The organism is Allosphingosinicella sp. (genome assembly GCF_036387215.1).
Taxonomy (GTDB): Bacteria; Pseudomonadota; Alphaproteobacteria; order Sphingomonadales; family Sphingomonadaceae; genus Allosphingosinicella.
Genome location: NZ_DASVUE010000101.1, coordinates 1 through 1568, shown reverse-complemented (window position 1 = coordinate 1568; position 1568 = coordinate 1). Strand labels below are relative to the sequence as shown.

At 65.6% G+C, this 1568-nt stretch carries 1 protein-coding gene; it reads right to left on the bottom strand.

Going from position 1 to position 1568, the window contains the following annotated elements:
- Positions 1-1382, bottom strand: a 1382-nt coding sequence (gene ftsZ / locus VF662_RS04415; RefSeq protein ID WP_464138127.1) for a cell division protein FtsZ, incomplete at its 3' end; no start/stop codon positions are given.
- Between the last annotated feature and the right edge of the window lie 186 nt (positions 1383-1568).

Sequence of the window (1568 nt, the reverse complement as noted above, 5' to 3'; positions counted from 1 at the left end):
ACCTGCGCCTTGGCGGCGCCGCGGGCGATGTTCGACATACGCTCGAACAAGGTGCCGCCCTCGCGGCGCGGAGCGGCGGCAGCGGCCGGCTCGCCGGTGAGCCAGCTGCGGTTGCCGGCGGAAGGCTCTTCCTGCGCGGGCTCTTCGGCCGGTTCGTCGGCCATCATGCTGTCGCCGAGCAGGAGCTCGCCGCCGTCGTCGTCGCTCGCAAGATCGGTGAGTTCGAGCGCGTCCTCGGCCGGAGCCTCGGCTTCCATTTCCATCGGCGCCGGAGCCGGCTCTTCGGCGACCGGCATCGGCTCAGGCTCGGGAGCGGGCTGAGGGATCGCCTGCTGCTTGGGCGGCTTGGGAGCCTCAGAAGCGCGCGAGGTCGGGAAGGTGAAGACCTTGGCGGGAGCGGCCGGCATTGCGGCCGCCTCGGCATCGATGCCGGTGGCGACGACCGAGACCCGGATCTTGCCCTGAAGGTCGTTATTGAAGGCCGAGCCCCAGATGATGTTGGCGTCGGGATCGACCAGTTCCTTGATGTGGCTTGCAGCCTCGTCGACCTCCATCAGGCGCATGTCCTCGCCGCCGGTGATCGAGATGATGACGCCCTTGGCGCCCTTCATCGAAACGCCGTCGAGCAGCGGGTTGGCGATCGCCTTTTCAGCCGCCTCGATGGCGCGGTTGTCGCCGGCGGCTTCGCCGGTGCCCATCATCGCTTTGCCCATTTCCCCCATCACCGAGCGGACGTCGGCGAAATCGAGGTTGATGAGGCCCGGCATGACCATCAGGTCGGTGATCCCGCGAACGCCCTGCTGGAGGACCTCGTCGGCCATCGCGAACGCTTCCTTGAAGGTCGTGTTCGGGTTGGCGATGCGGAAGAGGTTCTGGTTCGGGATGACGATCAGCGTGTCGACATGCTGCTGGAGCTCGTCGATTCCGGCTTCGGCCGAACGGCCGCGGCGGTTGCCCTCGAAGCTGAACGGCTTGGTGACGACGCCGACGGTGAGGATGCCCTTGTCGCGCGCCGCCTTGGCGATGACGGGCGCGGCGCCGGTGCCGGTGCCGCCGCCCATTCCGGCCGCGATGAAGCACATGTGAGCGCCTTCGAGCGCTTTTTCGATGTCGGCGATCGTCTCTTCGGCTGCGGCCTTGCCGATCTCCGGACGCGACCCCGCTCCAAGACCCTGGGTGATCTTGAGGCCGAGCTGGATGCGGCGATCGGCCTGGCTTGCGTTCAGCGCCTGAGCGTCGGTGTTCGCGACCACGAAGTCCACGCCCTGGACATCGCTTTCGATCATGTTGGCGACCGCGTTTCCGCCGGCGCCGCCCACCCCGATCACGCTGATCCGGGGCCGAAGTTCGTCAACTTCCGGCCGGATGAAATCGATGCTCATGCGACTGTCTCCCCTATTCTCGAAGCGCGATACGAAGCGCTTTCGGGATTCTTTTGCACGACGCGATTCCGCTGTGCGAGCAAAAAGTTAACCTCTCGGTAATTTTTCTTAATACTGAGTCCGAAATGCCGCGATCAGGCGCTGCACGATGTTGCCTCCGTCCGATTTCGGAACAGTCGTTTCGGC